At 71.4% G+C, this 18,328-nt stretch carries 17 protein-coding genes and 1 tRNA gene; 7 read left to right on the top strand and 11 right to left on the bottom strand.

Annotation, left to right across the window (positions count from 1 at the left end; all coding sequences use genetic code 11):
• The first annotated feature begins 29 nt into the window (after positions 1–29).
• The 5 genes from DEJ04_RS09825 to DEJ04_RS09805 all read left to right on the top strand — a co-directional run bounded on the left by DEJ04_RS09825 (position 30) and on the right by DEJ04_RS09805 (position 3,962).
• Positions 30–1,241 carry a glycosyltransferase gene (locus tag DEJ04_RS09825; RefSeq protein ID WP_111046959.1) on the top strand — a complete coding sequence of 404 codons (1,212 nt, stop codon included), beginning with the start codon at positions 30–32 and terminating at the stop codon, positions 1,239–1,241.
• Positions 1,242–1,254: 13 nt separating this feature from the next.
• Positions 1,255–1,329, top strand: a tRNA-Ile gene (locus DEJ04_RS09820).
• Positions 1,330–1,336: 7 nt separating this feature from the next.
• Complete coding sequence (locus DEJ04_RS09815; RefSeq protein WP_181433383.1) at positions 1,337–2,461, top strand: AI-2E family transporter; 1,125 nt, start codon at positions 1,337–1,339, stop codon at positions 2,459–2,461.
• Positions 2,458–3,303, top strand: a complete 846-nt coding sequence (locus DEJ04_RS09810; protein ID WP_111046958.1) for a DUF1684 domain-containing protein — start codon at positions 2,458–2,460, stop codon at positions 3,301–3,303. The genes DEJ04_RS09815 and DEJ04_RS09810 overlap by 4 nt, the downstream gene beginning before the upstream one ends.
• Before the next feature lie 158 nt (positions 3,304–3,461).
• Complete coding sequence (locus tag DEJ04_RS09805) at positions 3,462–3,962, top strand: DUF3145 domain-containing protein (protein WP_027465337.1); 501 nt, start codon at positions 3,462–3,464, stop codon at positions 3,960–3,962.
• A gap of 241 nt (positions 3,963–4,203) precedes the next feature.
• On the opposite strand, the gene DEJ04_RS09800 is transcribed toward DEJ04_RS09805, so the two are convergent.
• From DEJ04_RS09800 to aceE, 6 genes are all read right to left on the bottom strand, one after another.
• Complete coding sequence (locus DEJ04_RS09800; protein ID WP_027465338.1) at positions 4,204–5,448, bottom strand: beta-ketoacyl synthase; 1,245 nt, start codon at positions 5,446–5,448, stop codon at positions 4,204–4,206.
• Positions 5,449–5,535: 87 nt separating this feature from the next.
• Positions 5,536–5,784: an acyl carrier protein gene (locus DEJ04_RS09795; RefSeq protein ID WP_017886710.1), complete on the bottom strand. Its 249-nt coding sequence runs from the start codon at positions 5,782–5,784 to the stop codon at positions 5,536–5,538.
• Between the two features lie 122 nt (positions 5,785–5,906).
• A complete protein-coding gene (locus DEJ04_RS09790) occupies positions 5,907–6,959 on the bottom strand; it encodes a beta-ketoacyl-ACP synthase III (RefSeq protein ID WP_071405345.1) in 1,053 nt (350 codons plus the stop codon).
• Entirely contained in the window at positions 6,956–7,897 is a 942-nt protein-coding gene (locus DEJ04_RS09785) for an ACP S-malonyltransferase (protein ID WP_111046957.1), read from the bottom strand. Before DEJ04_RS09785 ends, DEJ04_RS09790 begins: the two co-directional genes overlap by 4 nt.
• 112 nt (positions 7,898–8,009) lie before the next feature.
• Positions 8,010–9,236, bottom strand: a complete 1,227-nt coding sequence (locus tag DEJ04_RS09780; RefSeq protein ID WP_027465341.1) for a CdaR family transcriptional regulator — start codon at positions 9,234–9,236, stop codon at positions 8,010–8,012.
• 7 nt (positions 9,237–9,243) lie between these two features.
• Positions 9,244–11,988, bottom strand: coding sequence for a pyruvate dehydrogenase (acetyl-transferring), homodimeric type (gene aceE / locus DEJ04_RS09775; protein ID WP_071405343.1), 2,745 nt, complete (start codon positions 11,986–11,988; stop codon positions 9,244–9,246).
• A 241-nt stretch (positions 11,989–12,229) separates the two neighbouring features.
• Between aceE and DEJ04_RS09770 the strand changes: the two genes are divergently transcribed.
• Both DEJ04_RS09770 and DEJ04_RS09765 read left to right on the top strand, forming a co-directional pair.
• Positions 12,230–12,718, top strand: coding sequence for a peroxiredoxin (locus DEJ04_RS09770; RefSeq protein ID WP_071248033.1), 489 nt, complete (start codon positions 12,230–12,232; stop codon positions 12,716–12,718).
• 56 nt (positions 12,719–12,774) lie between these two features.
• Entirely contained in the window at positions 12,775–13,701 is a 927-nt protein-coding gene (locus tag DEJ04_RS09765; RefSeq protein WP_146248689.1) for an alpha/beta fold hydrolase, read from the top strand.
• Between the two features lie 102 nt (positions 13,702–13,803).
• Here the strand turns inward: DEJ04_RS09765 and DEJ04_RS09760 are convergent, their stop codons facing one another.
• The 5 genes from DEJ04_RS09760 to DEJ04_RS09740 form a co-directional block, all read right to left on the bottom strand.
• Positions 13,804–15,390 carry an alpha/beta fold hydrolase gene (locus tag DEJ04_RS09760; RefSeq protein WP_146248688.1) on the bottom strand — a complete coding sequence of 529 codons (1,587 nt, stop codon included), beginning with the start codon at positions 15,388–15,390 and terminating at the stop codon, positions 13,804–13,806.
• A complete protein-coding gene (locus tag DEJ04_RS09755) occupies positions 15,387–16,367 on the bottom strand; it encodes an amino acid--[acyl-carrier-protein] ligase (protein ID WP_220035562.1) in 981 nt (326 codons plus the stop codon). Before DEJ04_RS09755 ends, DEJ04_RS09760 begins: the two co-directional genes overlap by 4 nt.
• A complete protein-coding gene (locus DEJ04_RS09750; protein ID WP_111046954.1) occupies positions 16,364–17,539 on the bottom strand; it encodes an acyl-CoA dehydrogenase family protein in 1,176 nt (391 codons plus the stop codon). Before DEJ04_RS09750 ends, DEJ04_RS09755 begins: the two co-directional genes overlap by 4 nt.
• The gene (locus DEJ04_RS09745; protein WP_111033509.1) at positions 17,536–17,835 is read right to left on the bottom strand and encodes an acyl carrier protein; all 300 of its coding nucleotides are present in this window, start codon (positions 17,833–17,835) and stop codon (positions 17,536–17,538) included. Before DEJ04_RS09745 ends, DEJ04_RS09750 begins: the two co-directional genes overlap by 4 nt.
• Positions 17,836–17,916: 81 nt before the next feature.
• Positions 17,917–18,291 carry a holo-ACP synthase gene (locus DEJ04_RS09740; RefSeq protein ID WP_171907809.1) on the bottom strand — a complete coding sequence of 125 codons (375 nt, stop codon included), beginning with the start codon at positions 18,289–18,291 and terminating at the stop codon, positions 17,917–17,919.
• Between the last annotated feature and the right edge of the window lie 37 nt (positions 18,292–18,328).

Here is an 18,328-nt window from a genome sequence, read left to right as displayed (position 1 = left end):
CCATCGCCCACGAGAGGACGAACTCAGCCGTGTCAGGAGACGCCACCACCGCCACCGCCGGACCGACGGAAGCGACGGGCGGTCACCGGCCGTTGCGCGTGCTGATCGCAGCGGACACCTTCGCCCCCGACGTCAACGGCGCCGCCACCTTCGCCGAGCAGCTCGCCGTCGGCCTGGCCGAGCGCGGGCACGAGGTGCACGTCGTGGCCCCGGCCTCGAGCCGCCACTACGGCACCTTCGACGAGGAGCACCACGGCGTCACGCTCGTCGTGCACCGCCTGAAGTCGTACAAGTGGCCGCTGCACCCGTGGCTGCGCTTCGTGTGGCCGTGGAGCGTCCGGAAGTGGACCGGACCGATCCTCGACGCCGTCAAGCCCGACGTGCTGCACATCCAGTCGCACGTGGTCATCGGCCGCGGCATCGTGCACGAGGCGAACGACCGCGGCATCCGGGTCATCGCGACGAACCACTTCATGCCGGAGAACCTGCTCGAGTACACGCCGTTCGGCAAGTGGACGCTGCCCCTCGCGCTGAAGATCGCGTGGAGCGACGCCGCCAAGACCTACCGGCTGGCGGACACCATCACGACGCCGACGAACCTGGCCGCCGACTACCTGCGGAAGGCCATCGCCGGCCAGCAGGTCCTCGCGATCTCGTGCGGCATCGACGCGTCCCGGTACGTGGCGCGCGAGGGACGCCCGGTCAACAACGACATCGTCTTCGTGGGCCGTGTGGCCCCCGAGAAGAACCTCGACGTGCTCGTCCGCGCGGTGGCGCTGCTGCCCGCCGAGCTGTCCGCGACGCTGACCATCGTCGGCGACGGCGAGATGATCCCGAAGCTGACCGCGTTGGCGAAGGAGCTCGGGCTCGAGGACCGCGTGCGGTTCCTGGGCTTCGTCTCCGACGAGCGCAAGCAGGAGGCCCTGACCAACGCGACGGTTTTCGCGATGCCGTCGACGGCGGAACTGCAGAGCATCTCGTCGCTCGAGGGGATGGCCTCGGGGCTGCCCGTCGTCGCCGCCGACTCGATGGCGCTGCCGCACCTGATCGACGGCAACGGGTACCTGTTCACCCCGGGCGACGTGGACGACCTGGCGGCGAAGCTCACGACGGTGCTCACCGCGTCCGAGTCGGAGTACGTCGCGATGCGGGATCGCAGTCTGACGATGATCGAGGCACACGACATCAACCGCACGCTGTCGACGTTCGAGTCGCTGTATCGTGGTGAGCCGGTGGCCTGAGGGTCTCCGGCGAGGGGCGGTAGCCAAGCTGGTCAAGGCAGTCGGCTCATAACCGAACGATCCGCGGGTTCGAGTCCCGCCCGCCCTACGTGCACATGCCAAGGAAGCGCGACACGTCGCAGGACGACCACGCACCGACACCGAACGTCACCTTCGAGGTGACCCGTGGCGGTACCGGTGTGCGCGTGAACGCCTTCCGTCTCGGGTTCATGGGTGCCATCGGTGTGCTCGTCGCGCTGCTCGCCGGTGCGATCATCAACGAGCTCAGCACGGTGCTGGTCTACATCGGGGTCGCGCTGTTCCTGGCACTCGGCATCGACCCGCTCGTGTCGTTCCTGGAGCGGATCATCCCGCGCTGGTCCGCCATCACGATCGTCGTGGTCGCGGTCCTCGGGGCCTTCGCCGGCATCGTGTTCGCCGTGGTGCCGATCCTGGTGGAGCAGGCGTCGAACCTGATCCAGAACTTCCCCGACATCGTGCAGGACATCTCGCAGCAGCAGTGGGTGCAGGACCTGTCGAAGCAGTTCGCCGGGTCGTTCGACATCGACCACGCCCTGCAGTCGCTGCAGTCGTTCGTCGAGAAGCCGGGCAACCTGCTCAGCGTCGGCGGCGGGATCCTGGCGGTCGGCAGCGGCATCCTGTCCGGGGTCACCGGGGCGCTCATCGTCATCATCCTGATGCTCTACTTCCTCGCGTCGATGCGGGGCATGAAGCGGGCTACCTACCGGTTCGTGCCGGCGTCGCGCCGCCAGAACTTCATCGACGTGAGCGAGCAGATCACGCAGGCCGTCGGCCGCTACGTCGTCGGGCAGGTGTCGCAGGCACTGATCAACGGCATCCTGAGCTTCTTCTTCCTGCTCATCATCGGGGCGCCGCTGCCGGTGCTGCTCGCGTCGTTCGCGTTCCTCGGTTCGCTCATCCCGCTCGTCGGCACGCTCGCCGCCGCGATCGTCATCTCGCTGCTCTGCTTCTTCGCGTCGCCGGCCACCGCCCTCGCCGCCGCCATCTACTACCTCGTCTACATGCAGGTCGAGGCCTACCTGATCTCCCCGCGCATCATGTCGCGTGCGGTCCAGGTGCCCGGCGCGCTCGTGGTCATCGCGGCGGTCGCCGGCGGCACGATCGGCGGCGTGCTCGGCGCACTCGTGGCGCTGCCCGTCGCGGCGTCGGTCATCATCATCGTGCAGAAGGTCATCTACCCCCGCCAGGAGCAGGCGTGACGAGCGGCACCGGCGGACCCGACGACGCGATCGCCGCCGCCTTCGCCGAGCACGTCCACGACCGTGACCGCTGGGCGCGCAGTGCCCGTGGGCCGCTCGCCCTGGTGAACGCCCAGCACGTCGACCACCCGCAGCCGGTCTGGCCGGTCCCCGGGACGTGGGCCCCGGCCGTCGGCGGACTCACCGTGACGGCCGAGGCCTCCGACGGTGTCGTCGTCGACGGCGTCCCGGTCGACGGTACGGTCCTGGTGGCCGGGGACACCGCCGTCGTGCCGTCGACCGTCGCGCTGCCGGACGGCTTCGCCGGCACCGTCAGCGGCGACACCCTGCGCGTCTGGGACCCGTCGTCCGAGGCGATCGCCCGCTTCGCGCACATCGCCCGTTTCGCGTGGTCCGGCGACTGGGTGACGTCCGGCACGTACGTCCCGTTGGCGGGAGACGACCTGGAGGCCCGTGGCAGCGTCCGCGACGCCGCCGGCGACGCCCTGCCGGTCGCCGGACACGTCGAGACCGTCATGGGTGGTGCAACGGTGCGCTTCGTCGCCGTCCGGTCGGCTGCCCACCGCGGAGCCCCGCGGCTGCAGCTCATCGTGCAGGACGCCACGAGCGCCCTGCCCGAGGACGACCCGGGCAGCACCTACTCGATGGGTCGGTTCCTGTACCTCGACGACCCCGGCGCCGAGGCCACGGTCGAGCTCGACTGGAATCGGCTGGTCCTGCCGCCGTGCGCGTTCTCGTACCAGTACGCCTGCCCGATCCCACCGGAGGACAACCGCGTCCCGGTGCCGATCACGGCGGGGGAGCGACACCCGGTCGACGCGGACGGTGCCGTCCTGCACTGATCGGGGTCGGTTCCTTGCCGTTCCCAGCCGCAGCGCTGCATAATGGGCGTGTCCCGTCGGGACATCACAATCGCATACCGATGGTTCCGTGGCCCCTCGGGTCAGGATCCTCCGCACCAGGTCGATGGGGAAGTCGCACCTGACGTATCGGAGGAACCGTGAACGGAACGACGACAGGAGTGCTCTACGTGCACTCCTCACCCCGCGCGCTCTGCCCGCACGTCGAATGGGCAGCAGGTCGCGCGATGAACCGCGCCGTGAACTTCTCGTGGCTCGACCAGCCCGCGCAGGACGGTGCGCGCCGGACCGAGTACACGTGGACCGGTGCGGTGGGCGCCGGTGCCGCGATCGCGTCGGCCCTGCGCGGATGGGAACACCTGCGGTACGAGGTCACCGAGGAGCCGACGAGCGCCTCGGACGGCGGCCGCTGGATGCACACGCCCGACCTCGGGGTGTTCTACGCGCAGACCGACGTCACGGGCAACATGGTCATCCCCGAGGACCGGGTGCGCTACGCGATGGAGGTCGCGGGCAGCAACGCCCTCGAGCTGCACCGTGAGCTCCGACTCGCACTCGGGCAGGCCTGGGACGACGAGCTCGAGCCCTTCCGCCACGCGGCCGAGGGCAACCCGGTCGTCTGGCTGCACCGCGTCGGCTGAGCCAACTCGCAACACGCCGGCGTCTCGGGTGCGCCGGACGCCGACGTCGGGTGCGCAACAGGCCGGCGTGCTGTCCTGACGCCGCCGAAGACTCGAGACGCCGCCGAATACGGCGGCGTCTCGTCGTTTCCGGGGCGCCTCAGCGACACGACGGCGTGTTGCCGGGACTCCGAACAGGCACCGGAACGACGGAAGCCCGCCCCGACGACGCGGGACGGGCCTCCTGGCAGGGTGGGACGGATCAGACGCTACGGAACGCGACCACGGCGTTGTGGCCGCCGAAGCCGAACGAGTTGCTGACCGCGAGCAGGTCGCCCTCGGGCAGCGCACGCGGCTCGCGGGCCACGTCCATGACGATCTCCGGGTCCTGGTCGTGCAGGTTGATCGTCGGCGGGGCGACGCGGTTGTGCAGCGCGAGGACGGTGAAGACCGCCTCGATCGCACCGGCACCACCGAGCAGGTGACCCGTCGAGGCCTTGGTCGCGGACACCACGACGTCGTCCAGGTGGTCGCCGAAGACCCGACGCATCGCGTGGTACTCGGCGACGTCACCGACGGGGGTCGAGGTGGCGTGCGCGTTGACGTGCACGACGTCCTCGATGCTCGCGTCGGCGTGCTCGAGGGCCTGCAGGACCGCACGGGCGGCGGCGCTGCCCTCGGGGTCCGGCGCGGTGATGTGGAAGGCGTCGGAGGTGATGCCGGAGCCGGCGACCTCGGCGTAGATCGTCGCGCCGCGGGCCTCGGCGTGCTCCTTCGACTCGAGGATGAGCGCCGCTGCGCCGTCACCGAGCACGAAGCCGTCACGCGTGACGTCGTAGGGACGCGACGCGGTCTCGGGGGAGTCGTTCCGGCGCGACAGGGCCTGCATCGCGGCGAACGCGGCCAGCGGGAGCGGGTGCAGCGCGGCCTCGGCGCCACCGGTGATGACGATGTCGGCGTCGCCGTCGGCGATGTGCCGGTACGCCTCGGCCAGCGACTCGGTCGACGACGCGCAGGCGGACAGGTAGGTGCGGGCACCGCCACGGGCGCCGAACTCCATCTCGATGGCGGCGGCGGGGCCGTTCGCCATGAGCATCGGGACCGTCATCGGCAGGACGCGACGCGGACCCTTCTCGCGCAGGGTGTCCCAGGCGTCGAGCAGCGTGTTGACGCCACCGATGCCGGTCGCCCAGTCGACGATGAGGCGCTCGGGCACGACCGACTCGTCGTCGATGCCGGCGTCGGCCCAGGCCTCGCGCGCCGCGACGAGCGACAGCTGCGACGAGGGGTCGAGGCGCTTCGACTCGGGGCGGGTGAGCTGGTCGGTGAGGAACCGGCGCGCCTGGCCGGCGAACTCCACGGGGAGCTCGAGCTCGGCGTAGCGGGGGTCCTCGATGCGGGTGATGCCGGACTTGCCGGCGAGCAGCGCGTCCCAGGTGTCCGGGGCGGTCGCGGCGAGGGGTGAGATCGCACCGATCCCGGTGACGACGACGGTCTTCTTGGTCATGGGACGACGTGTTCTTTCGTTGGGGTGAACAAGATGAGCGCCGCGGCCCGCAGGGGTCCGCGGGCCGCGGCGCTCAGGAAGCTCGTGTCAGGCCTGGGCCTTGACGATGTAGTCGACCGCGTTGCCCACGGTCTTGAGGTTCTTGACCTCTTCGTCCGGGATCTTCACGTCGAACTTCTCCTCGGCGTTGACCACGATGGTCATCATCGAGATGGAGTCGATGTCGAGGTCGTCCGTGAAGGACTTGTCGGCGGCGACGGTGTCGGTGGCGATACCGGTCTCGTCGTTGATCAGCTCGGCCAGGCCGGCGAGGACTTCTTCGTTGGACAGGGCCATGAGTGTTCTCCTTGAAGGGGGGTGTCGTTTGACCGTTGACCAGCCTAGGGCACGCGGGGTCCGGGTGCGCGGAGGCTCGTCGGGATGGGGACCGGGCGCGCGGTTGCGCGACCGGACGGGGCTCAGGGGAGGACGACCACCTGGGCACCGAACACGAGTCCGGCGCCGAAGCCGATCTGCAGGGCGAGGCCGCCCGACAGGTCCGGGTGCTCCTCGAGCAGGCGGTGCGTGGCGAGCGGGATGCTCGCGGCGGAGGTGTTGCCGGTGGTGGTGATGTCGCGGGCGATCGTCACCGTCTCGGGCAGGCCGAGCTGCTTGGCGAACTCGTCGATGATGCGGATGTTCGCCTGGTGCGGCACGAAGGCGGCCAGGTCCTCGGGGCGGACGCCGGCGGTCTCGAGTGCCTGGCGGGCGACCTTGACCATCTCCCAGACGGCCCAGCGGAACACCGTCTGCCCGGCCTGGCGCATGGTCGGACGCGGTGCCCCGGCCTCCCACTCGTTGTAGGTCGCGGTCATGCCGATGGCGTCCCACTTCGAGCCGTCGGAACCCCAGATGGTGGGGGCGATGCCCGGGAAGTCGCTCGGGCCGATCACGGCGGCGCCGGCACCGTCCCCGAGCAGGAACGAGATCGAGCGGTCGGTCGGGTCGACGACGTCGCTGAGCTTCTCTGCCCCGACGACCAGCACGTGGTCGGCGAGCCCGGACTTGATGAACGAGTCGGCCTGGGCGATGCCGTAGGCGTACCCGGCACAGGCGGCACTGATGTCGTACGCGGCGGCCGGGGTGGCGCCGATGCGCTCGGCGAGCAGCGACGCCATCGACGGGGTCGCCACGGTGTGCGTGACGGTGCTCACGAGCACGACGCCGATCTGGGACGGCTCGATGCCGGCCTTCTCGATGGCCTCGCGTGCGGCTGCCTCGGCGAGGTCGACGGCCTCGACGTCCTTGCCCGCGCGCTTGCGGGTGATGATGCCGGTGCGCTGACGGATCCACTCGTCGGACGAGTCGATCGGGCCGACGAGGTCGTCGTTCGGCACGACGTTCTCGCCGCGGGCGGCGCCGAACGCCAGGATCCGGGTGAACTCGTGGCCGCGGCGCTGCTGGAGCAGCGGGCGCGCGGATCCGGTCGGGAGGCCCGTGGGGGCGTCCGTCGGGGTGGTCGGGTCGGTCATGCGGTTGCGTCTGCTTCCTGGCCCGCGCGCTGCAGCAGGTCGATCGCTGCAGGCAGGTCGTCGGGGGTCTTGATGGCGACGGTCGGCGTGCCGCGGAGGCCGCGCTTCGCCAGGCCGACGAGGGCACCGGCGGGTGCGAGCTCGATGATGCCGGTCACGCCTGCGGTGGAGAAGGACTCCATGACCGCGTCCCAGTGCACGGGGTTCGCGATCTGCTGGACCATGAGGTCGACGAAGCGGCGCCCGTCGTCGACGCGGGAGCCGTCGGCGTTGGTCCAGATCGGCAGGGTCGGGTCCTGCACGGTGGCGGCGGCCGCGACCGGGGCGACCCGCTCGACGGCGGGGGCCATGTAGCGGGTGTGGAACGCACCGGCCACGGCGAGCGGGATCACCCGGGCCTTGGCGGGCGGGTCGGCGGCGAGGGTCGCGATGGCGTCTGCGGCACCGGCGACGACGGTCTGGCCGCCACCGTTGTGGTTCGCGGGCACCAGGCCGTGCTCGGCGAGGGCTGCGGCGACCGCGTCGGCGTCGCCGCCGAGGACGGCGGCCATCGAGGTCGGCTCGAGCGCTGCGGCGTCGGCCATGGCCCGGCCGCGCTCGGCGACCAGGGCGACGGCATCGGTCGGCTCGAGGATCCCGGCGACCGCGGCGGCGGTGAACTCGCCCACCGAGTGTCCGGCGACCCCGCCCACCAGGGCACGACGGCCCTCGGCGAGCAGTGCATCGGCGGTCACCAGGCCGGCGGCCACGATGAGGGGCTGTGCGAGCGCGGTGTCCTTGATGGTGTCCGCGTCGGAGTTCGTGCCGTGTTCGGCGAGGTCGACGCCGATCGACTCCGACCACTGCCCGACTCGTTCACGAACGGTGGCGTCCTCGAGCCAGGGGGCGAGGAAGCCGGGGGTCTGGGAGCCCTGTCCGGGCGCGACGACGACGATCACCGGACAATCCTCGCGTTCTCGTCCCGCGGGGCCCGTGTGGACTTCCCACACGAATCCCCGCGGGACATTGTCGGTTCTCTACCGTCCGGAGCGCTCGACCGTCCGGAGCGCTCTAGCGTCGGGGCGTGATGCGGCGACGGCCGGTCGCGGACTCGGACATCGCGCCGAGGATGAGCGCCGACTGCACGATCAGGGCGTCCCGGGCGTGCGTGGCGTCCCACCCGATGATGTCGGCGACCCGGCGTAGGCGGTAGCGCACGGTGTTCGGGTGCACGAAGAGCTCACGCGCCGTGGCCTCGAGCGAGCGGCCGGTGTCCAGGTAGCACCACAGCGTCTGCAGGAGCTCGGTGGACTGGTCCTTGAGCGGGACGTAGATGCGCTGCACCAGGGCCGACCGGGCGAGCGGGTCGCCGGCCAGGGCACGTTCGGGCAGCAGGTCGTCGGCCAGGGCCGGGCGGGGCACGCCGCGCCAGGCACGCGCGACGGCGAACCCGGCGAGGGCGGCCTTCGCGCTGGTCGAGGCGTCGACGACCCCGGGGACCTCGTTGCCGAGCACCAGGTGCCCCTCGCCGAACAGCGGTTCGAGGGCCTGCGCGATGGTCGTGAAGGAGACAGGCTCCTCGCCCTCGGGGACGTCGTCGCGCGGGGTGGCGCGGCCGATCACCACGACGAGCCGCGATCCCTGGACCCCGACGAGCACGTCGGCGTCCATGTGCCGTGCGGTGCGGCGGACCTGGTCGACCTCGAGCTGCTTCGGTGCGGTGCCGACGAGCACCGCGACCTCGCCGTGGCCGTGCCACCCGAGGGCGGCGATGCGGGAGGGCAGTTCGTCGTCGTACTCGCCGGAGAGGATCGAGTCGACCACGAGCGCTTCGAGCCGGGCGTCCCACAGGCCGCGGGCCTCGGCCGCGCGGGCGTAGACGTCGGCTGCGGCGAACGCGATGTCGCGGGAGTACTTGAGGATCGCCTCCTGCAGCATCTCGTCGTCGGCGGCGCGTTCCTCGACCACGGTCACCACGACGCGGATGAGCTGCAGGGTCTGCTGCAGGCTCACCGAGCGCAGGAGTTCCCGCGGGGCGGACCCGAAGACGTCGGCCGCAGCGATCCACGGCGTCGACGCGGTGCCCTCGAGCCAGCTGATGAACGAGGTGATGCCCGCCTGGGCGACGAGGCCCACGGCGGAGCGGCGCCCCGGGGGCATCTCGCTGTACCAGGGGAGCGTGTCCTCGAGCCGCTTGATCGTGGCGGTGGAGAGTTCTCCGGACACCTGACGGAGCCAGGAGAGCGCACGCTCGCGCGCACTCTCCTGGCTCTCGTGGTCCGGGCGGACCGTCGTCACGGGTTGATCAGCTCTCGCCGCCCGCGCTGCCGGTGGTGCCGGCGGTCACGTCGTGCAGGCGGTACTTGTCGATCGCCTGCTGGACGAGCGCGCCGTCGACCTTGCCCTGGCGGGCGAGCTGCTGCAGCGTCCGCACGACGACCGAGGGGCCGTCGATGTGGAAGAAGCGGCGAGCGGCCGGACGGGTGTCCGAGAAACCGAAGCCGTCGGCGCCGAGCGTGGCGTAGTCGGTCGGCACGAACGGGCGGATCTGCTCCTGCACCAGGTGCATGAAGTCGCTCACGGCGACGACCGGGCCCTCGGTGCCGAGCAGACGCTCGGTGACGAACGGCGTGCGGGCCGGCTCGTTCGGGTTGAGGAACGCCTGCTGCTCGGCGGCCACACCGTCGCGGTACAGCTCACCCCAGCTCGTGACGCTCCACACGTCGGCCGACACGCCCCAGTCCTCGGCGAGGAGCTGCTGCGCCTCGAGGATCCACGGCACGGCGACACCGGACGCGAGCAGCTGGGCCTTCGGGCCGTCGTGCTCGCTCGCCTTGAGCAGGTACATCCCCTTGAGGATGCCCTCGACGTCGACGCCCTCGGGCTCGGCCGGCTGCACCAGCGGCTCGTTGTAGACCGTCAGGTAGTACATGACGTTCGGGTCGGCGTGCTTCGGCGAGCCGTCCTCGTTCGTGCCGTACATGCGGTCGAGGCCGGCCTTGACGATGTGGCCGATCTCGTAGCCGTACGCCGGGTCGTACGAGACGACGGCCGGGTTCGTCGTGGCGAGGAGCGGCGAGTGACCGTCCGCGTGCTGCAGGCCCTCGCCCGTCAGCGTGGTGCGGCCGGCGGTCGCGCCGATCATGAAGCCACGGGTCATCTGGTCGCCGGCGGCCCAGATGGCGTCGCCGGTGCGCTGGAACCCGAACATCGAGTAGAAGACGTAGACCGGGATGAGCGGCTCGCCCTGCGTCGAGTACGAGGTACCGACCGCGGTGAAGGCCGCGAGGGCGCCCGCCTCGTTGATGCCGACGTGGATGATCTGGCCCTGCGGGCTTTCCTTGTAGGCCAAGAGGAGTTCGCGGTCGACCGACGTGTAGTGCTGGCCGTTCGGGTTGTAGATCTTCGCCGACGGGAAGTAGGCGTCCATGCCGAACGTGCGTGCTTCGTCCGGGATGATCGGGACCACGCGGTCGCCGAAGTCGGGCGAGCGCAGCAGGTCCTTCAGCAGGCGTGCGAACGCCATGGTGGTGGCGACCTCCTGCTTGCCGGAGCCCTTCTTGACGACCTGGTACTTCGAGTCGTCCGGCAGCGTGAACTGCGTGTACTTCGTGCGACGTTCCGGCACGTAGCCACCGAGCGCGCGACGACGCTCGTGCATGTACTGGATCGCCTCGTCGTCGTTGCCCGGGTGGTAGTACGGCGGCGTGTACGGGTTCTCTTCCAGCTGCGCGTCGGAGATCGGGATGCGCATCTCGTCGCGGAACTGCTTGAGGTTGTCGAGCGTGAGCTTCTTCATCTGGTGGGTCGCGTTGCGCCCCTCGAAGCTCGGGCCGAGGCCGTAGCCCTTGACCGTCTTCGCCAGGATGACGGTCGGCTGGCCCTTGTGCTCGGTCGCGGCCTTGAACGCGGCGTAGACCTTGCGGTAGTCGTGGCCACCGCGCTTGAGGTTCCAGATCTGGTCGTCGGTGTAGTCCTTGACGAGCTCGAGCGCCTTCGGGTCGCGCCCGAAGAAGTTCTCGCGCACGTAGGCGCCGTTCTCGGCCTTGTACGTCTGGTAGTCGCCGTCCGGCGTCTGGTTCATCAGGTTGAGGAGCGCGCCCTCGGTGTCACGGGCGAGCAGGTCGTCCCACTCGCGGCCCCAGACGACCTTGATGACGTTCCAGCCCGCACCGCGGAAGAACGCCTCGAGCTCCTGGATGATCTTGCCGTTGCCACGGACCGGACCGTCGAGTCGCTGCAGGTTGCAGTTGATGACGAAGTTCAGGTTGTCGAGGCCGTCGTTCGCGGCGACCTGGAGCTGCCCGCGGGACTCGACCTCGTCCATCTCGCCGTCGCCCAGGAACGCCCAGACCTGCTGGTCCATGGCGTCCTTGATGCCGCGGTTCGACAGGTACTTGGCCTGCTGCGCCTGGTAGATCGCGTTGATCGGGCCGATGCCCATCGACACGGTCGGGAACTGCCAGAAGTGCGGCATGAGGCGCGGGTGTGGGTACGACGACAGGCCGCCGCCGGCGTGCGACTTCTCCTGCCGGAACCCGTCGAGCTGGTCCTCGGAGAGGCGCCCTTCCATGTACGCGCGGGCGTACATGCCGGGGGAGGCGTGGCCCTGGAAGAAGACCTGGTCGCCACCGGAGGGGTGGTCCTGCGCGCGGAAGAAGTGGTTGTAGCCGACCTCGTACATCGCGGCGCTCGACGCGTACGTCGAGATGTGGCCGCCGACCCCGATGCCGGGACGCTGTGCGCGGTGCACCGTGATGGCCGCGTTCCAGCGGATCCAGCGGCGGTACCGGCGCTCCAGCTCTTCGTCGCCGGGGAACTCCGGCTCGTTCTCCGGCGCGATGGTGTTCACGTAGTCCGTCGTCGGGACCATCGGCACACCGAGGTGCAGTTCCTTGGACCGCTTGAGCAGGCTCAGCATGATCTCGCGACCGCGCTGGTGTCCGTGGGTCTGGACCAGCCCGTCGAGGGACTCACGCCATTCGGCGGTCTCCTGCGGATCCTGGTCGTTCGCCCCGGCGCTGTACGGGTCCTGGTCGTTCACCGTCACCCTTGACCTCGTTCGTTCTCGTGGTGGTGGACATGGTGGCTCCGGTGGTCGGGTCGCGACCGGCTGGGGCCCCGTCCACTCTAGGCCCCAGGACCGACGCTGATGCTGATGGTGACGTGCAGGTGGACGGGTGCTTGCATTCGCGTGTCGTCGGCGTAGCATGGCCGATCGTGCACACGCGATCCGCGGCGCACGGACCCGACGGGCACACCCCACGCCCGAGGAAGAAGCACACGTAGCGATGGCACTGGAGATCGGCTCACTCGCGCCGGACTTCGAGCTCCCGAACCAGTTCGGTGAGCACGTCCGACTCAGCGACTTCCGTGGCAACCGCCCGGTCGCACTCGTCTTCTTCCCGCTGGCGTTCTCGTCCGGGTGCACGAACGAGCTCTGCACCCTGCAGGACAACATCACGATGTTCCAGGACCAGCGCATCGAGCTGCTCGGCATCTCGGTCGACTCGAAGGCGACGCTCCGCTCGTTCGCCGAGACGAACGGCTACGACTTCGAGCTGCTCGCCGACTTCTGGCCGCACGGCGCGGTCTCGAAGGAGTACGGCGTGTTCCTCGAGAACAAGGGCTTCGCCACCCGCGCGACCTTCGTCATCGACGTGCAGGGCCGCATCAAGGCCTCGATCATCACCGAGCCCGGCCTGCAGCGCGACGTCGCCGAGTACAAGGCGGCCCTCGACCGGCTCGCCGCCTGCTCGGCACCCGTCCCCGTCGGCTAGCGTTCCGAATCCCTCCTGAACGACGCGTCCGCGTCGACGGTCGGACAGGAGGCCCGGTGCACGCCATCGACACCGACCCACGTGGTCACGGGGTCACCGCAGGGCCCTACGCGCCCTTCCCGGTTTCAGCCACGCCCGCCATGTGGGACCTCCAGCGCCTCGAGGTCCCGACGCCGTCCGGCCCCGTGGTGGTGCACCACCGGCCGGGGGACGACCCGCTCCTGCTGCTCCACGGCGTCGCCGGCTCCTGGTCGACGTGGACCCCGTTGCTGCGCGCCGCGGACGGCGTCGGCGGCCGCGGGCTCGTCCTGGTGGACCTACCCGGGTGGGGATCGTCGCCGGCGCCGGACGGACCGCTCGACCTCGACGTCGTCGCCAGGGCGCTGACCACCGTCCTCGACACACTCGAGGTGGACCACGTCGACGTCGTCGGGCACTCGATGGGGGCGTTCGTCGGCATGCACCTCGCCGTCGTGGCGCCCGAGCGGGTACGGTCGCTCGCCCTGGTGTCCGGCACCACGGTCGCGACCGCCGACGCCGCCCGGCATCCGCTGCGAGGACTCCGGACGCTGCCGGCGTTCACGCTCCTGCGCGCAGGACTCACCGCCACCGGTGAGGCGGCTCGGCCGATGCTCCGAGGACTTGCGCGGGTGGGGCTGCTGCCGCTCGTCGCCGCGCCGGTGTTCACGCACGTGCGTCGGCTCGACGCCAGTGTCCTGGACGCCTTCGTCGAGGAGCTCCGGCCGACGCGGTTCACCGACGCGGCGCAGGCGGCAGGCGACTACGACCTCGGGCGCTGGCGGTCGGTGTCCTGCCCGGTGACGGCGATCGCCGGCCACGACGACGTGTTCGCCCGCGTCTCGGACCTCGAGGCGATGCGGGCGCTCGTGCCGCAGGTCCGGACGGTGCTGCTCGACGACTGCGGGCACTTCGCCCACGTCGAGCGTCCCGACGCTGTCGCCAGGACACTCGCCCTCGTCTGACCCGAAGTGGATGCGCGTGCATCGGGCGACACCCCACGAGTCGTTCGACACGTGGATCGTCGGAACATGCACCCGCACGGACCGTCCGCCTGGGCGGGAGCGTCAGGTGTGGACGGGGAACGTCGCCGCGACGCGGGACCGCACCTCGGCGACGACGGCCTCGCGCATCGTCGGGGAGAACAGCGCGTGGTCGCCGTCCTCGACGCGGACGACGGACACCGAGCCGCGACGGTCGTCACCGGGCCAGCGCCGGACGGCCTTCTGCCCACCGAGTCGGTCGAACAGGGCTGCGTCCTCGGGAGCGACGATCACGACGACGTCGGTGCCGTGCTCGACGAGCGGGCGGACGTGGCCGACGACCCCGCCCATCCGGTCGCGACGGGCGATGCGGTCGCGGACGGCCTTCGGCACGAAGCGGTTGTACCGCTCGCGCACCCACATCCGGGCGGGCGACGGGGCGTCGATCGCCCGGACCCCGTCGGCGTACGAGCCGGGCTCGGCCGGGACGCGACGGTAGTCGTTCGGGCTGATCTCGACGACCAGGCGCGGGGCCTCCTCGACGGCGCGGCCCGCGACCCAGGCGCCGGCGCACATGCCGACGAGCACGAGCCGGTCCGAGGGTGTGGCGAGTGCGGTGACGACGGCGGACTGGTCCTCGACCCACTCCTGCGCGAACAGGAAGCTCCGCTCGTCCTCGTGCACGCCGGTGCTCTCGCCGGTGGCACGGCGGTCGACCCGGACGACCCGGGCGCCGTCGCGGGCGAGGGCGCGGGCGAGTTCGACCTGGTAGTCCGTGGCACCCACCCGGTGCTCGGCGCCGCCGCTGTGGAGCACGACGACGGGTGCGTCGTGGTGCTGGGCGGACGAGACGGTCTCGATCCCGAACAGGCCCTGATCGCCGAGGTGGACGATCCGCTCCGACACGCGGCCGTCGACGTCGAGGACCTCGTCGAGGACGGGCGTGCGGACGGGTACCGCTGACCCGGGGGCCCAGGTGTCGAGCCAGGCGACGACGGTGTCCACGGCGGCTCCGGGGATGCGGGCGTGGATGCTCGTGCCGTCGAGGAGCTCGGCGCTGCCGGTGACCTCGGTCACCTCGACGCCACCGAGGGGCTTCGGCGGCCGGGCACCCGGACGGACGAGGGCGACGGTGGGGCCGGTGCGCGGGGCGAAGGCGAGGTCCGCGAGTGCGGCGGCCTCGTCGGGCTCGACGTCGAACCCGATCAGGCTCTCGACGCCGTCGACCACGCGGTCGGCGCCGATCGTGATGGTCGCGAGGGCGCGCTGCCGACGGAGCCACCCCTTGCCCGATGCCGGGGCGTCCCAGACGACGAGGCCGTCGGTGTCCGCGGCGGCGTTCGCCGCGACGAGGGCCGCCGAGGCCAGCCCGACGAAGGCGACGTGCTGCACCCCCGTCGTGCGGAGCACGGCGGCGGCGTGGCGTGCGGACCGGACCTGCGCGTCGGGCGCGGTGTCGGGTGCGCCGTCACCACGTCCGGACGGGTCGTAGCGCACCGAGGCGATGCCACGGGCCTCCAGGCGGTCGGCCAGCAGACGGAGCGTGCGGTACGCGATGACGCCCTCCTGCCCGAGCGGCGGGCAGATGACGACGCCGGCGCGCGCGGCGGCGGGGAGCTGGACCGCGGCGCGGATCGCCGGCGATCCGGACCAGCCGTGCAGCGTGGTCACAGGGCGAGGGCGGCGCGGGCGGACGCCGGCCAGGCGTCGAGGTCCGTGCCGTGGGCGGCGAACAGGGCGATGGTGATGCGTTCCAGGCCGAACGCGATGCAGGCGCTGTGCGCGACCTGGCCGTCCTCGGTGCGGAGGCCGAACGAGGTGCCGAAGTGGTCCTCGTGCAGGTTCGCGGAGCTGATCGCGGTCGCGTCGTGGTCGGGACCGTAGACCTTCGTCACGAACTCGAACTTGAGCGCCTGCTCGACCTGGTTGCGGGCGAGCATCTGCCCGACGCGGCCGAAGAAGGGGTCGTTCGCGGGGACGACGTCGATCTCGAGCCCGAACGACTCGAGCAGCGCGCGCATCACCGGGATGCTGCCGTCCCGGTGGGCCGCTGCGGACGCGGGGGCGCCGACGTGCACGAACTCGTGCATGTGGAAGGCCTGCAGGCGCATCGGGTCGAGCGAGGGCTCGCGGCGGAAGGAGTCGCCGAGGACGTCGAAGAACCGGCCCTGCTGCGGCACGGTGTCGCTGATCAGGCCGTAGACCGGGTGGCAGACCGCGGGGGTGAGCATGAGGTCGGCCGGCTCGAGGAACCCCTCCCAGCGCTCACCGCGCTCGCGGGCGGCGAGCAGTGCGCGGTGGGTGCGGTCGTCGCCGGTGAACCCGGAGATCGACGCGGCGAGGTCCGGGAACGACGCGATGTAGTCGGTGCGCTCGAACGACGCGAGCGGCTCGACCGGCGGGAAGCGCAGGACCTCGGCGCCGAGGTGCTGCTGGCTGCGGACCGCTGCGGCGTCGACCGCGGCGTACACGCGCTCGAAGACCCCGGTGCGGCCGTAGAGGCCGGGCGTGCCGAGGTCGAGGAGGACGCCGTCGGTGAGCAGGCGGGCGCGGAGGGCTGCGCGGGCGGCGTCGAGCGCGGCGGCGTCGGCGGCGGTGTCCGCGGTGGTGGTGTCGGTGGTGTGCGTGGTGGTGTCCGTGATCGTCACAGGATCACTCCCGTCATGATGGCCAGGTCGGCGTCGTTCTTGAGGAGACGGTCGTTGCTCACCATGACGGCGGCCCCGTGGGCGTCTCGGAGGTGTCGGGCGATGCTCATCGGACCCGAGGCGGCGTAGCCCGCGATCCCGACGATGCGCAGCGCCTTCGTGACGATGTCGGTGACGCGTTCGGACGCACCGATCTTCAGGGCGTTCGCGGCGAGGGCGTACGCGCTCGAGGCCAGCACGTCCGGGTCGTCGGCGGCGGCGTCGAACCGTTCGGCGGCGTGGCGCACCGAGTCGGCAAGGGCCTGCAGGTCGACCAGGAGCTCGGCGAGCCGGAGGGCACCGGGCGGGGTCGTCCCGACGGTGGCGCGGGCCTGCTTCCGGACGGCGCTGCGGGCACGTTCGGCGGACGAGACCGCGATGCCGAGCCAGACCGAGGCCCAGAGCACGTGCGACACCGGCAGGACGGTCTGGGCGGAGATCGCGGCGTAGTCGTCGCGGAACACCCGGTCGGTCGTCGTCTCGGTGTCGAGGATCCACCCGTTGCTGCACGTGCCGCGGAGCCCCATGGTGTCCCAGGTGGACGTCTGCGACAGGACCATCGTGTCGGTGCGGCAGATGAGCAGTCGCTGGTCCGACGCCGGGGCGTCGGGGTCGCGGCGGGCGGTGACGAACACCGCGTCGGCCTCGGTGGCGTACGAGATCACCGGCGCGTCCTTGCGCAGGCGGATCCGGCCGTCGTCGGTCGGCTCGATGGAGCAGGTGGACCGCCGGGCGTCGCCGCCGACGCCGCGCTCGGTGGTGGCCGACGCGACGAGTGCCCCACCCCGGACGGCCTCGATCGTCTCGAGCACGCCGGCGCCGTCGCCGCCGTGCCGCCAGAGCGCCATGACCTGGCCCTGGTGCATCGCGAACACCATGCCGGTCGCGGCGCAGGCCCGGCCGAGTTCGGTCGCGATCGCGGAGAGCTCCGCCACGGAGGCACCCTCGCCACCGTGCTCGGTCGGCACCGCTGCCGCGAGCAGGCCGTACTCCCGCATCGCGGCGATGGCCTCGCGCGGGGGTCGGGCGTCGCGGTCGACCTCGTCGGCGAACTGTGCGGCGACCTCGGCCACCGCGCTCGCACGCTCGGCGAAGCGGTCGACGACCGACGGTGCCGGCAGGACCAGGGTCACGAGGCGAGCTCCGCGGCGAGCTCCGCCGCGGCGACGATCGACTCGACGGTCGCGAAGGTGGACCGGTTCAGCACGGAGTCGGGGAACTCGACGTCGAGGTCCGACTCCACCGCGAGCATCACGTTGACGGTGGCGTGCGAGGTCAGGCCGAGGGCGTAGAGGTCGGCGATCGACGCGACGTCCCACGCGTCGACCGTCAGCCTGCCGTGCTCGGCGAGGGCGCGACGGACGGCCCGGTCGGTGGCCGGGTCGGCGATCGTCGCGGTGGTGCTGGAGGGGTTCGGGTCCTGTTCCATGACTGCAACCGTAAAGAGGAACGGCCCTCGGGAAACCGCCGTGCCGGTGCGGGAAACCGCACCCCTGTCCGGAGCGCCGGGTCAGCGCTCCGAGAGGGCCACCGCCGTCGCCACCGCGAGCCCCCGTTCGTGTGCCAACGAGACCGCGATCGGGCCGCACCCGATCGACTCCGCCAGGGCCGCGGCCGCCCCGGACAGCTCGACCGTGGGGGCGCCGCCGGCGTCGAGCACGACGGCGACGTCCCGCAGCGGGATCGCCTGGTCCGGAGCCGGCCGGAGCAGCTTCACGACGGCCTCCTTGCCCGCGAACCGGGCAGCGAGGCGCTCCGGGTCGTCGCCGGTGTCGGTGCGTTCCCGCAGGGTGAACACCCGGTCCAGGTACCGCTCGCCGTGCGCCGTCACGGCGTCGACGACGTCCTCGACCGCGGCGAGGTCGGTGCCGGTGCGGATGGTCATCACGAGGAGCAGGCTACGCACGAGTTCTCCACAGCGC

The organism is Curtobacterium sp. MCLR17_044, from assembly GCF_003234435.1.
Classification (GTDB): Bacteria; Actinomycetota; Actinomycetes; order Actinomycetales; family Microbacteriaceae; genus Curtobacterium; species Curtobacterium flaccumfaciens.
Note: the sequence above shows the minus strand (reverse complement) of the source record. Positions and strands in the feature narration are given on the sequence as shown.

What these genes read in the sequence shown, in the direction of transcription:
- DEJ04_RS09815 (WP_181433383.1), top strand. Translation starts at nt 1,337, where the DNA reads ATGCCAAGGAAGCGCGACACGTCGCAGGACGACCACGCACCGACACCG.
- DEJ04_RS09800 (WP_027465338.1), bottom strand. Translation starts at nt 5,448, where the DNA reads ATGACCAAGAAGACCGTCGTCGTCACCGGGATCGGTGCGATCTCACCC.
- DEJ04_RS09795 (WP_017886710.1), bottom strand. Translation starts at nt 5,784, where the DNA reads ATGGCCCTGTCCAACGAAGAAGTCCTCGCCGGCCTGGCCGAGCTGATC.
- DEJ04_RS09790 (WP_071405345.1), bottom strand. Translation starts at nt 6,959, where the DNA reads ATGACCGACCCGACCACCCCGACGGACGCCCCCACGGGCCTCCCGACC.
- DEJ04_RS09770 (WP_071248033.1), top strand. Translation starts at nt 12,230, where the DNA reads ATGGCACTGGAGATCGGCTCACTCGCGCCGGACTTCGAGCTCCCGAAC.
- DEJ04_RS09745 (WP_111033509.1), bottom strand. Translation starts at nt 17,835, where the DNA reads ATGGAACAGGACCCGAACCCCTCCAGCACCACCGCGACGATCGCCGAC.
- DEJ04_RS09740 (WP_171907809.1), bottom strand. Translation starts at nt 18,291, where the DNA reads ATGACCATCCGCACCGGCACCGACCTCGCCGCGGTCGAGGACGTCGTC.